At 37.5% G+C, this 13391-nt stretch carries 7 protein-coding genes and 1 tRNA gene; 5 read left to right on the top strand and 3 right to left on the bottom strand.

The annotated features are described in order from the left end of the window. Nucleotides 1-3805 (bottom strand): right-handed parallel beta-helix repeat-containing protein (locus tag J7R05_RS06425; protein WP_208541671.1); only part of this gene is annotated, 3805 nt, incomplete at its 3' end. 1519 nt (nucleotides 3806-5324) lie between these two features. Here J7R05_RS06425 and J7R05_RS06420 point away from each other — a divergent pair. Then, nucleotides 5325-6110: an N-acetylmuramoyl-L-alanine amidase gene (locus J7R05_RS06420; protein ID WP_208541670.1), complete on the top strand. Its 786-nt coding sequence runs from the start codon at nucleotides 5325-5327 to the stop codon at nucleotides 6108-6110. Between the two features lie 202 nt (nucleotides 6111-6312). Here the strand turns inward: J7R05_RS06420 and J7R05_RS06415 are convergent, their stop codons facing one another. Further along, nucleotides 6313-7257: an outer membrane protein gene (locus tag J7R05_RS06415; protein ID WP_246468250.1), complete on the bottom strand. Its 945-nt coding sequence runs from the start codon at nucleotides 7255-7257 to the stop codon at nucleotides 6313-6315. A 1614-nt stretch (nucleotides 7258-8871) separates the two neighbouring features. Next, nucleotides 8872-8944: transfer RNA gene (locus J7R05_RS06410), tRNA-Thr, on the bottom strand. A gap of 712 nt (nucleotides 8945-9656) precedes the next feature. Between J7R05_RS06410 and J7R05_RS06405 the strand changes: the two genes are divergently transcribed. From J7R05_RS06405 to J7R05_RS06390, 4 genes are read left to right on the top strand one after another with little or no spacing between them, the layout of a single operon-like run. Beyond that, complete coding sequence (locus J7R05_RS06405; RefSeq protein WP_208541669.1) at nucleotides 9657-11084, top strand: amino acid permease; 1428 nt, start codon at nucleotides 9657-9659, stop codon at nucleotides 11082-11084. A gap of 40 nt (nucleotides 11085-11124) precedes the next feature. Continuing rightward, nucleotides 11125-11805, top strand: coding sequence for an energy-coupling factor ABC transporter ATP-binding protein (locus J7R05_RS06400; protein ID WP_208541668.1), 681 nt, complete (start codon nucleotides 11125-11127; stop codon nucleotides 11803-11805). After that, the gene (locus J7R05_RS06395) at nucleotides 11802-12455 is read left to right on the top strand and encodes an energy-coupling factor transporter transmembrane component T family protein (RefSeq protein WP_208541667.1); all 654 of its coding nucleotides are present in this window, start codon (nucleotides 11802-11804) and stop codon (nucleotides 12453-12455) included. The genes J7R05_RS06400 and J7R05_RS06395 overlap by 4 nt, the downstream gene beginning before the upstream one ends. Beyond that, nucleotides 12455-13009, top strand: a complete 555-nt coding sequence (locus J7R05_RS06390; protein ID WP_208541666.1) for a biotin transporter BioY — start codon at nucleotides 12455-12457, stop codon at nucleotides 13007-13009. Before J7R05_RS06395 ends, J7R05_RS06390 begins: the two co-directional genes overlap by 1 nt. Nucleotides 13010-13391: the final 382 nt, after the last annotated feature.

Genomic DNA, 13391 nt, shown 5'->3' with positions numbered 1-13391 from the left:
TCCCCTTATACTCCATAATAACACCCTTTAAGACAACCTTCCCCGTTGAGAGACTAACGCCGTAGTCTCCCTTAAAGGCAATCTCCCCTCCCTTCATCCAGAATTCCCCATTAGCCACACTCACCCCCTTTACGACATCAGAAAAGACCGCATTTTTTAACTTAACCCTTCCACCCTTTGTGACATGAACACCCTGTCCATAACCCTTTCCGTCGATTTTAATGCCTGTCCCTATAATATCTGCCGTGTTTAAAACATTTTCTGCCTCAACCTTTAGGAAAGTAGTATTTTGCTCATAACCTTTATAAGTCATCGTGACATTGGTTAACAAAGCATGGCCCCGCTTGAGCAGAATACCGTGTTCTCCTTTAAAAGTAATCTCCCCACCCAACATTTGCACAGCACCCTTTGTAATAGTCATGCCAGTGTGAACATTCGTATAAGTTGGATTCACCAATACAACCCGCCCCCCATTTGTAACATTTAAGGCCTGCCCATGACCATTTCCATCGATCTTTAAACTTGCTGCCACCACCACGGCACTCTTTGGTGTAAATGTGTTCTTCGTTTTAGGATCAACTGCCTCTACAGCATTTGTAGTATCCTCTCCCGTGATTTTAATGAAATCAGCTGTAGGACTGTTCCCCTTATAAGTCATCGTGACCCCCATTAAAGCAACCCCACCCTGCCCGAGCAGAATCCCGTGTTCTCCTTTAAACTCTATCTCGCCTCCCTCCATTTTGACATCCCCCTGTGTAACAGTCATAGCCTTATCAACATTGGTAAAAGTTGTGCCTTTCATCAACACCTGCCCATACCCCAGCTCTATCCCCGTTCCACTACCAGGCCCTTTAATATTAACCCCATTTAACAAAGCATACCCGCTTATAAGATTAACGCCATGCTTTCCTTTAAAAGTAATGCCCCCTTTGTCCATCACCAGCAATCCACTCGTCACCCTTGCTCCCATTTCAACCTGAGAAATATTCACATCCCTCATCATGACTTTTCCTAAATTACTCACCCCTACCCCTGTGCCTGTAGCTGTAGCTTTGCTCGTATCACCTTGTCCTGTAATGCTAAAACCACTTAACACAGCCTGCCCCCCTGAAACACTGATACCATGGCCTCCTGTAAAGGTAATGGATCCTCCCTCCATGCGGATAATACCCCCCCTCTTAACAGTCATACCACTTCTCACATTGGTAAAGTTTGTCTCTTTCAACCACACAGCTCCCCCATTTGTTACCTTGACACCCTGAATATTATTCTTTCCATTTCCTGTGATTGTTAGCTTTTCTGCCGCAACTGTTCCCTTTTCAACCTTGATGAAGCTTGGAGAAACAACATCAGCATCCTGAGTTACCCTGTTATCCCCCTTATAAGTCATACTAACGTCCTTTAAAATAGCATTCCCCTTTGTAAGACTGATGGCATGATCTCCCTTAAAAGTAACCGACCCTCCCTCCATACGCACAACCCCCTCTTCGATAGTCATACCTTTTGCGACATTCCTCAAATGCGTCTCTTTCAACCACATCGCTCCATCCGACATCACCACCCCCGTTTCAACATTTGAAATATCCACCCTCTCCATCATCACCTCTCCCCCCTTCACCCAAACCCCCACCACATATATCCCCGCCTTAACCCCTTTTATCGACCCCCTACTCACCGTCAAACTCCCACCCTCCACCCAAACCCCCACCCCATTATCCCCCCTTCCCACAATCTCCACATTCGTCAAAGTAGCCTTCTTCACCGAACTGCCCACCATCACCCCATAAGTCCCCTTAAACCCAATCTTCCCCCCCTTCACCGTCAAACTCTTACCCTCCATCCAAATCCCCCTCTCAACATTTGAAATATTCACCCCCTCCAACGTCACATTAGCCGTCCCCCCCTTCACATATATCCCATCCCCCTTCCCCCTTCCCACAATCGTCACATTCGTCAAAGTAGCCCTTGTCACCGAACTCCCCACATACACCCCCTTCCCACTCCCCGCAAACCCAATCTCTCCCCCCTCCACCGTCAATGTCCCCCCATCCATCTGCACCCCCCTCTCAACCTTTGAAATATCCACCCCCTCCACCGTCAGATTCCCACTCTTCGCATATATCCCCGTCCCACTCCCATTTCCCACAATCATCCCCTCCCTCACCATCAACGTCCCACCCGTCATATATACCCCCGTTGCAACCTCTGAAATATTCACATTCTCCAACGTCACATTCCCTCTCCCCCCAGTCACATACACCCCCTTCCCACTCCCACTTCCCGTAATCGTCGTCTTCCCCATCATCATCACCGTCCCCCCACTCACATTAAGCCCATCCCCACTTCCCTTCACCGTAATCGTCGTCTCCCCACTCATCACCACATCCCCCCCACTCACACTCATCCCCGTCCCATTCTCCGTAACCTCAATCTTCGTCGTCCCCTCCATCATCGTCACCTCTCCCCCCGTCACATACACCCCCTTCCCACTTCCCTTCACCGTAATCGTCGTCGTCCCATTCATCATCACCTGCCCCGACCCACTCACACTCACCCCCGACCCATTCCCCCCAACCTCAATCTTCGTCGTCCCCTCCAACTTCAACGTCCCCTTACTCACCTCCACCCCCTTTGCAAACCCTGAAATATTCACCCTCTCCAACGTCACATTAGCCGTCCTCCCATTAATCACCAACCCCTTCCCACTCCCATCTCCCGTAACCGTCGTCCCCATCATCGTCACAATCCCCCCCTCCACCTCCATCCCCTTCCCATTCCCCTTCACCGTCAAACTCCCACCCATCATCACCACCTTCCCATTCGTCACCCAAACCCCCTTCCCATTTTGCCCAACCTCAATCTTCGACCCCCCATTCAACGTCAACACCCCACTCGTCACCCTTGCCCCCGTTTCAAGTTGCATCAACTGCACCTTAGTCAACGTCACCGTCCCACTCCCATTGATCAACACCCCCGTCCCCGTATTCCCACTCCCCGTAATCGTCATATCCATCACATCAGCACTCGCCGTCCCCTCCACATCCATCCCCGTCCCACCCCCCTGAAGCGTAATCGTCGCCCCTCCCCCTCTTACAGTAGCCGTCCCCGTCCCCATAATCTTTATCCCCGTCCCCTTACTCACACTAAGCCCCGTACCCATCAACTCTACCGTCCCCCCATTATTAATCACCACCTCCCCATTTACATTTTCACTAACCGTCCCCACCTTCACCCCCTTCATCAACACCACCTTCCCATTATTACTTACCTCAATCAAAGAACCCCCTCCCTTTGCCCTCACCCCAATCGTCCCCTGAAGCACCATAACAGAAGACCCTCTACCCTCAACCACTATCCCCTTCTTCACCCCCGTAACATCAACACCCCCCACCAACGCCAGCTCCCCTCCACGTTCCACCTTAATCGCTGTAGTATTATTACTAGTACCCTTACTATCCGTAACCGTCAGCTTATCCTTTATCATAATCTTTGCCCTCCCCCCACTCCCATTGTACACTGTCACAGCAGCCTTACCAGAATACTTATTCATATTTATAGTCCGATTAACACTCAGCCCCCCCCACTCCCCACTATTAGCCGGCCTCCCATCAACACTCCACCCACTCCCATTTGTCGTCCCATCACACACAATTGGCTGATTCTCCCCACCACTATCCACCCCCTTACAATTCTGTGCCTGAGCATAGACTTTATTCTGAGAAGTCATAAGAGCAAGACCAGCTAGAATAGCTGTCGATAACACACAGAAACAAACATGATGATTGAGCACACGACGCATAACCATAACCCACTATGCTCTTGAAACCTTTCAGATTAAAAGAGAAAAACTATTCTTTAAAAAAAAGAAAATCAAAACAAAATCATACCTGAACGTCTCAAACCCCTAAACAAAATCCCCCTGAAGGCCTTCTACTCAAAACAAGAAAAAATAAACAAAACACTCACACACAATGCAAAAAAAAACATACCTGAAAACATAAATAAGTATAAACTATAAAATAAGGTTGTGTGTGATATGAATGGTAGGTTGAATAGGAAAGTAAAGGAGTAGTATGTTTGAAGAGTTTGTTTGGATGAATTAGTGATTTGAAATAAGTTTTGGCAAGAGAGTATGGAAGGTAGTTATTTAGTGGTAAGGTGTTTTTTGTGATAGAGTTGGGTGTTGTAGTGATGTTGTTTGAATATTGTTTTGTAAGCGTTTTAGTCATGAAGCACCTAAAGTTTGAATGTAGAGTATTTGATGAATTACCTTTGGAAATGTTTTACATTGAAAGGTAGTTTAGTTTTTGTACGTATAATTCATTTTGGGTTTCTCGTAAAGTGGCAACAAGGTTACAGTTTGAGTTAAAAGTTTTGGGTTTGTTTTGGGTTTTAGGTTGATTTGTGTAAGGAGTTGGGTGTTTTGGCAGTAGGTTTAGGTGAGAGGGGAAGGGTATTTTTTATTTAGGGTGTTTTTGGGAGGTGTAAAAATGTGTGGGTAATTGGATAATTGTGTTGAAGTTGTGAAAATGTTTCTTGATTTTTTTTATGTTTTTGGTAAAATTGTAAGGGGTACACAACAACATTTGCTTTTTCAGTTACTAAAAAGCATTATACAATTTGTGTTTAATTAACATTGTTTTTGTGTTAATGCAATACAAATCAAATAAGAGAATAAGTTCTACAGCTTAATTAAAAAAAATAATATTTACTAAAATCGTTTAAAAAGAGATTTTAGCTTCTTGTAAATATTGTGAAAACGAAGTTGATTGTTTTGGAAGAGTATGATTTTGTTTTATTATGTCATAATGAGAGTATAATTGTTTCCGAATCGAATTTTTAAAAGACGTCTTAACTTGTAACAAACAAATTTCCAAAAACACTATAACACCCTCAAAATGAAAAATAAGGTACTAAATTATAAGCTATCTATTAGAATGTCAGGACAGTTTAAATACTCTTTATAATAATTAAGTAATAGGTCATTTATAGTGTAGATTTTGTATAAGCTTCATGATTTCTAAAAAACAATTGTTTTACATATAATGTATTTTTAGAAATTGAATTTGCGAATTTTATTAAAGAACAGAGTAAAATTAAAAATAGATATTTTCTCAAAAATTGCGTTCTTGTCTTATAAAAACTCTTTATAGTAGAAAAAAGAAAATATTCAATTTATGGTATAAAATTTTTAATTATAGCCCACCAAGGGGTACTGATCTTGTACCGTAAACAATTTTCCAAATAACACCAATATTAATTCTATACATTTTATTATTATTATAATTTATAGGCAGAAATAAATTCTAAAAATAGGATTATCTATGTATAAAATTGACTACAATAGTTATCGTGCTATACAAAGTTTTAATCGTCGAGTTCGTTTTTTAGTTATGCATTACACTGCGGTTAATTTTGAAACATCAATCGCTCTTCTTACAGGCCCCTTAGTTAGCGCTCACTATCTTGTTCCTGATCCTTCAGAGAAAACTTATCTTGAAGCCGACTTTAAGGATATCCGTATTTTTAACTTAGTTGATGAAAATGAACGTGCATGGCATGCTGGTGTAAGTTCATGGGCTGAATATAATAATTTGAATGATACATCCATTGGAATTGAAATCGTTAATCTAGCAACTGCTGAAAATGAAGTATTTACATTTCCCCCTTACAATCCAATACAAATTGATGCAATTAAGGAACTTGCATTGAATATTCTTCAACGTTATCCAGATATCACGCCAACCAATGTTGTTGGTCACAGTGATGTTGCCATTGGAAGAAAAAATGATCCAGGTGCAGCTTTCCCATGGAAACAGCTTTATAAAGCAGGTATAGGAGCATGGTATGATGATGAATTAAAAAATTGCTACCAAAAAGAGTTTTGTAATTGCACATGCTTGGAAAAAGCAAAAAAACAGGTTGTTTCTAAACTAAAGCAGTATGGATATGATACCTCAACTGCAAAAACTAAATGCGGATATAAGAATCTAATCCGAGCATTTCAGCTTCATTTTCGCCAAGAGAACTATAATGGAATTCTAGATGCTGAAACAACAGCAATTATCTATGCGTTGGTAGACAAGTACTTCCCCACCAGAGTAGTTTAAATCATTTTTATTAAAAAGAACTGTCAAAATAGTAACTTTTCATATTTGCAAAGACTACCTAAAGTTTATTTTTGAGTGCAACAATTACTCCTGTTAAATTAACATCCTTACCGCTTTAAAAGGCACTGTCCTTTTGTTATGCCTTTAGAAAAAATAAAAACTTCTCATAAACAGAACTTTAGAATTATTAATTTATAACAAATTAGAATTTATAGGCCACACCAACACGAAAATCATTGGTCTTATAGTTAAGTTCCAATTTGTCCTTAGCAAATTTCTGCTTACCAAAATCTGAGTAACGATACTCTGCACGCAAAATAACGTTATCAGCCATCGCAAAATCAATACCACCGCCAAGAGTATAACCTACCATCATTTTTGTTTCATTCGATAAATTAAAAGAGCTTACTTCCTTACCCTCTACCTCAAGTGACCGTGAAAAGATGTCTTGAAGTTGCGCATAAGTAACACCACCAGCGATATAAGGCATAATACGATCAGCTACAAAACCTATACGCACTCGTGTAGCGCCAGACCATTTTTGTCTTAAAGTATGATTATAAATTTCAATAGGTCTTGCTATTTCTGCCTCACTTGGAATCGCTTCTGCCCCACCACCATGAGATGATCTCCCTCCAAATGGTGGAAACTCTCCTACAGCTCGTTTTGACCTCTTTATACGCCTTTCCTTACTTCTTTCCATCCCCTGACTACGAGTTTCAGTATTTTCTGCCCGTTGAGAAATCTCCTCCCTTAATGGTGGTTGGACAGGAATTACTTCTATGTCTGGTATTTCTGATGGTAGAGGAGTTCCATCTATTCCTGTTCGTCGTAGAGGAACTTCATCTACTTCTTGTCCTTGTAGATACACCACATCCATTTCTGGGATTTCATGCTCCCTCTTATCAATAATCTTTGTATCCTGTTTATTAGACCAAACTATATCCGTATCAACACCTAAAACAAAACTATTCCCCAGACTAACATTGGCTCCCGCATAAAGACCTCCCATAAAACCAGAAAGTTGAGGTAATGCATCTTTCCCAACTGGTGCCCATTCTGTACTAGATCCTTGTTTAGCATATAGACTTCGATCACTTTTACTCGAAAAACCACCATTTGGCCTCCAAGATAAAAACCATCCCACAAGAAAATAGGTGCAGCAATAACTGGTGAAACAACAGAGTTCGCTTCAACAGGTGCAACAACTGGTTTTGACTCTCGAGGAATTCTAATATCTGCCGCTTGTGTCATAGAAGCTGTAAACAGGGTAACAACAGACGTGCTAATTAAATATTTCGTATTCATAAACACCTCCAGAGATAACTTTAAAACACATAATGGATATTAATCGCACATTTTTAAAAAAGAAGCTACAATAAAAATGATGTAACCATAAAAAAAATAAAGTCTGTAGAATCAAAAAAAACAATTTGGTGTTTATTTTAATTATCCGTGATAATGACTCCAGCCTATTAACAGCTCTAATTCTATCTCGTGTGTTTTCCTTCATAAGTAGCAAAGTTCATTCAGACCTGGAATGGTAAGCTTTCAATAAAGAATCTAAAATCTTAAAAGGTTTGGAGCTTCCAAGATCTATCAGAATTACCACAATCTTAACAGCGTCTAGAACTTCATTTTGGTGTTTTTAAATTAAAGCTTTTCTATTATCCTTAATGTTAACTAGAGTTCCATAGTTCTTTTCTTCAATATTTTAATAATTCTGCACAACAGGATATAGAAAACTAAAATAGAGTCATCCATAAATCGCATAAAAATCAATAACATTCTTCACTGTACATTTCCGTGGATTTGCTCTTTTAAAGCACACTAACTTTTTTATCATGATTTTATTATTTGCATACAAAACAGTCACATTAATTTTCTAGTCGTATTTCAATATCTTCAGGATAAAATAACAGATTATCAGGTTACCTTTTTAATTCTTAAAAGCTTACTTGCAGCATTATTTAGAATTAACATTGCTTGTATTTTCTCTAACTTCATTAGATATTTAATATCAATTTATTTAAGAACTGAGTCGTCAATATATAAAACATTATTTGGCTGTTTACTCTCTCTCAATAAAAATAAACAAGTCTTTCTGCCTTTCTTATCATTTTCTACCAAAGCTTTTTTGCCACATCTCAAAATGAGAGTATAATCCTTAAAAGTATTTCTTTTAAATTACAGAAAACTCTATAATTCTGCTTTTTGTTCTCTTACAAACGCATCTCTAGTTTTTCAAAAATTTTAATGAACTCGTTGATAATAAGATTAAAGATCAAACCAGCGCGCCAGTATTTTTAGAATAGTAAAATCAATGATTATATCTTATCAATGCAATTCGAAATAATTCACACAGAGTGCAAAAAACATATTTTCATAAACTATGGTCGTAGTTCATATATTAATCAATTCATTTACACTTACACTCAAAGGTTCTGCGCATTCATTGAGATAATTGATGATGGCAATAAATATGTCACAAGCTCAAAATCGTGCATTAACATGCTTAGTTTTCAATATATTAACGGCGATCATTGGCTTGGATGTCTTAAAGATATTTTCTGCACTATACGCTCAAATAGAACCAATCAAAGTGGAGAAAAAATACTGGCTTGCACATCAAAGAAAAATGCAGACAAATAAAAACTTTAGGTAAAATTGTATAAACCGTAACACGTAGACCGAAAAGGTGGGCTGAAAACTATTAATTTTAAAAATCTATATATTACAATATGCTAAAGATGAAAAACGGTGCCGCATGCCGGATTCGAACCAGCGACCCCATCATTACGAATGATGTGCTCTACCAACTGAGCTAATGCGGCATAAATTTATTTATTAATCATCAAAATCAGTTCGAGGGTCATAACCAAAAGTATGCCTAAAAGCAAGTATGCAAATTTTTATAAGAATTCGCAAGACTTGACTATTATTGGGATTTGAAAAGGAGATTTATGAGAATTAATAGTAAAACAAGTATCTTTTTACTTTTGGTAGTAAAAATACAAATAAAATACCTTACTCAATTTACAATTATAACTCATATACTCCAACCTTGAAAGAAGAAGGTAAGATTACATTTTTAAAGTGGCAAAATAATGTTAAAATGTTTTTGTTGAGCAACTTTCAGATTAAAACGAATGAAATTTTTTCAAATTAATCAAAATAAGTACTCAGCGTTTCTTAATAGATCTATAGTAATTATGAGATAGTACATATATTCAAAAATTAGAGGATTTTAATTTGTAGTTGTTAAAGATAATAGATTTTAAAGAAGCTTTTAATGATCTACACTAATACTTGATCTAACTGTGTTATAGCACATATGATGCATTCGCAAAGTGTGCACTATCAATACAATGATTAATATTATAACAGTTAATATGACAAAATGAATATCGTTAATTCAAATAGAGAAAGAGGAGCGTATCCGATTTATTATTTTAACGGAATATCCATATAACGCGGTTAACAGAAATAGTTATATTATTGGGCTATTTTTATAAAAGTTAAATACCATAAGAGTAATAAATAATAATGCTTGAAGAAAAAAACAATGAATTGAAGCGTAGTCTTCAAAGTCGCCACATTCAAATGATTGCTTTAGGAGGCGTGATTGGAACAGGACTTTTTTACGGATCAACAGAAGCTATTCAATTAGCTGGCCCTTCAATTATTTTAGGCTATTTTATTGGAGGATTGATTGTCTATTTCATTATGCGAATGTTAGGGGAAATGTTAGCAGAAGAACCAACCTCAGGTGCTTTTAGTTTTTTTGCCTATAAATATTGGGGACATTTGGCTGGTTTTATCACAGGCTGGAATTATTGGTTTCTTTATATTGTTGTGAGCATGACTGAACTTACAGTCATTGGTTTATATCTCGACCATTGGATCTTAATTGATCACTGGAAATCAGCTTTTATTGTTCTTTTACTTGTTACATTGATTAATCTTATTGATGTCCGCCTTTATGGAGAGTTTGAATTTGGTTTAGCTTTCATCAAAATAGCTGCTGTTGTTGGTATGATTGTTTTTGGAGTTTTTCTTATTGTCACTGGAATGAATGGCTCTCAAGCAAGCATTCACCATCTTTGGGATCATGGTGGTTTTTTTCCTTATGGGGCAATGGGAGTTGCACTAGCTACTACTATAGTAATGTTTTCTTTTGGGGGAATAGAGCTCATTGGTGTGGCTGCTGGAGAAGCTGAAAATCCACAAAAAACAATTCCAACAGCCATTCGTAAGGTTATATGGCGGATTATTATTTTTTATGTTGGTTCTATTAGCGTCATTATGATGATAATTCCATGGAATATGATTGGAAAAGGCAGTAGTCCTTTTGTTGCTATTTTTGAAACAATCGGTATTCCTGCAGCTGGTCATATTCTGAATTTTGTAGTGATTATAGCTGCCATTTCAGTTTACAATAGTAGCATGTATTCCAACGGCCGTATGCTTTATAGTTTAGCTGCGCAAAAAAATGCACCGCGAATCTTTAGTAAATTGAATGCTGCTCGTGTTCCTTATATCGCTATCCTTTTTTCATCGGTTTGTACCGCAGTGATAGTTATTATGAATTTCTTTATACCAGAGAATATTTTTATCCATATTATGAGCATTACAACTGCAACAGCAGCACTTACTTGGATTATTATTATTATTGTTCATTTGAAGTTCCGAAAAGCGCATAAAGACAAAAAAGATGCGTTTGTTTATGGATTTGGTTTATATCCTTACGCAAATTATCTTTGCCTTTTCTTTCTTGCAGTTTTGTTTGGCATTATGTTTGCGAGTGGTTTTAGAGAAAATGGATTAATGATTCAACTGTTTAACACGATGGGAATTAGACAAACCTTTATTGAATCATACATCCCTGCATACATGCCTGATATGAGTTTGGCAGTTGTCATCATTCCCATATGGTGTTTACTTTTATTGTTGGCGTATAAACTGAAACGATAACTCTAAAAAGGCAATATCAATGAATTGATTGGAATAGATATTGGGGATAATAAAATTTGATAAGGTGACGCACGTCTTTGGTGATTTGTGTGTTTTAAAAAATATTACTGTACAGCTTACTGAAAGACGAATTGCAATTATTGGTGCAAATGGTTCTGGAAAAAGTACATTTGTTCGCCTTATTAATGGTTTACAATTTCCGTCAAGTGGTTTTGTAAGCGTTGATGGACTGGATACCAAACGCGATGCAAAAGCAGTAAAACGTAAAGTAGGATTTGTTTTTCAAAATCCTGATAATCAAATCGTGTTACCATTGGTGCACGAAGATTTATCGTTTGGCCTTAAAAATTTGAAATTAAGTAAGGAAGAAATCAAGCAACGTGTTGATGAGATCTTACAGCGTTATGATCTGCAGAACTTTAAAAATCATGCAGTACATTTATTAAGTGGTGGTCAAAAACAATTAATCGCTATTTCAAGCGTAATAGTCATGAAACCAGACTATATTATTTTTGATGAACCAACAACTTTACTCGATTTACGCAATAAACGCAAAGTTGCGCAAGTTATAGAAGAATTGCCACAAACAGCAATTGTTGTATCGCATGATTTAGAATTTTTAAAAAAATTTGATAGAGTATTAGTCTTTGATAAAGGGGAAATAGTTGTTGATGATGTGCCTTTTGTTGCTATCAAAGAATATATGATGAAAATGTCATGACCAGTCTATATCTTCCACGGGATACATTTATTCATAGGCTTCGACCAGGAGTTAAGTTACTTTTCCTTACTGTATGTGGGACTATTATATCTATGGTTTCATCTATACCTATTTTGTGCCTATTTTTATTATTAGTGGTTTTATTATATGGAATTGCTAAGATTCCTTTGAGCAATATGATAAGACAGCTTAAACTGATAAGCTTATTTTTAGTTTTTATATTTATTTTTCAAGCTATTTTTAATAATTGGCTGACAGGCTTTGAAGTTATATTGCATTTTATCATTCTTATTCCTCTAGCATCACTTATCTCATTCACAACAAAAGTTTCTGATATGATGAATTCAATTGAATCAGGACTTCAACCTTTCCGACGCTTTGGTATCAATCCATCAAAATTAAGTATGATTTTATCTATGGCAATAAGATTTATTCCAGTTGTTAGTGAAAAATTCAATGAAGTACGTGAAGCACAAAAAGCACGCGGATTGGATACAAATATTATAGCTCTTGCAATACCTGTAATTATACGAATAATAAGGATGGCTTCAGAAGTTGCTGAAGCATTAGAAGCTCGTTCTTATGATAGTAATTATGATGATACACTTTCTAAGGATGATGGGAACACTCATATTGAAAGAATAGTTTGATGAATACGAAAGATCTAGTTTATATTGCCCTATTTGTTGCCCTTTATGCAGTTTTAGGTCTTTTTCCTCCTATTTTTTTCCCCTTTTTAAATGGGGTTCCCGTTACCGCTCAATCTATGGGACCGATGTTAGCAGGATCTATACTTGGAGCAAAAAGAGGAGCTTTAGCATCAGTATTGTTTCTTTTACTCGTTGCCGTTGGTCTACCTTTGTTAGCCGGCGGACGTGGAGGCATTGCTAGCTTTTTAGGGGCGGGAGGTGGCTATTTGATTGGTTTTCCAATCGCTGCATTTTTTATTGGCTTTATGGTCCAATTGTTTTGGCTACGGTTAAATTTTATAACATTAGTAATCATAAATATTATAGGTGGTTTTGGGATTGTGCACTTTTTTGGAATATTGTGGTTAGCTTATGTTACTAAGATTTCTTTGTTAGCAGCTTTGATGGGCTCATTAGGTTTTTTAATAGGTGATTTTTTGAAAGCTTTGATTGCATCTTCTATAGCAATTACGATTAAAAAATCTATTCCTCTGATTCATTCAAAAGAAGAGTAGTTAATACTTATTGCTAGGTATATTTGCAAAACCTTTTCTTTAAAAGCTACAGATATATCGCAGTTCTGTTAAAGTTACTTCAAAAGTATATTTTAGTTACTCTTACCACTACCCTTTTATTCATGTTCTAAAAAAATTCTCCTTTAATCAATAAGTTAAGCAATATTAACATTACATTGAATAAAAAGGTTGGTGTACAACTTTACGTTATCAAAGGATTAGAACACCAACAAGAAGGCTGCTTGGTATAACATTAATATAGATCAGAAACGATAACGTAGTCCTCCTGAGAAAGTACTTCCCGAAAAACCAGCTTTGGTTAATTTTTGCTGATAAACCACATCACCATGCAGAGCTATTTGAGACGACAACTGAGCCTGCA

It is taken from the genome of Bartonella capreoli, from assembly GCF_902813205.1.
Taxonomy (GTDB): domain Bacteria; phylum Pseudomonadota; class Alphaproteobacteria; order Rhizobiales; family Rhizobiaceae; genus Bartonella; species Bartonella schoenbuchensis.
The sequence above is the reverse complement of the archived record's forward strand: the minus strand, read 5'-3'. Positions and strand labels throughout refer to the sequence as shown.

Excerpts from the sequence above, each read along its gene's own strand:
- J7R05_RS06420 (WP_208541670.1), top strand. The coding sequence starts at position 5,325 with ATGTATAAAATTGACTACAATAGTTATCGTGCTATACAAAGTTTTAAT.
- J7R05_RS06405 (WP_208541669.1), top strand. The coding sequence starts at position 9,657 with ATGCTTGAAGAAAAAAACAATGAATTGAAGCGTAGTCTTCAAAGTCGC.
- J7R05_RS06395 (WP_208541667.1), top strand. The coding sequence starts at position 11,802 with ATGACCAGTCTATATCTTCCACGGGATACATTTATTCATAGGCTTCGA.
- J7R05_RS06390 (WP_208541666.1), top strand. The coding sequence starts at position 12,455 with ATGAATACGAAAGATCTAGTTTATATTGCCCTATTTGTTGCCCTTTAT.